This is a genomic window from Leucobacter japonicus, assembly GCF_001273855.1.
Classification (GTDB): Bacteria; Actinomycetota; Actinomycetes; order Actinomycetales; family Microbacteriaceae; genus Leucobacter; species Leucobacter japonicus.
The window spans coordinates 1-240 of record NZ_JHBX01000101.1 but is presented as its reverse complement, the minus strand read 5'-3'; the positions used below and the strand labels follow the sequence as shown (position 1 = coordinate 240).

Annotated in this window: 1 pseudogene; it reads right to left on the bottom strand. The window is 70.4% G+C overall.

What is annotated here, in order from left to right:
• Positions 1-204 (bottom strand): annotated as a pseudogene (locus tag AMS67_RS17825) (hypothetical protein); the annotation flags it as partial.
• Between the last annotated feature and the right edge of the window lie 36 nt (positions 205-240).

Genomic DNA, 240 nt, shown 5'->3' with positions numbered 1-240 from the left:
CTCCTTGACGAGGGAGCGCGTTCTGCCCCACGGCACCTGAGCCGGACGGCTGCCGTAGTTCGCGAAGGTGAACGCCGCGTCCGGCGCCGCCCTCCGGAGCAGGTCCCGAGAGCCGCGCGCCAGCGCGGCGACGCCCAGGTTCGGAGACGATTCGTCGGCCCACAGAACCAGAACTCGCGCTGCTCGCGGTGCATCGCTTCCCATCGTCCCATAGTAGGCGCGAGTCGACCGGAGTCGGGA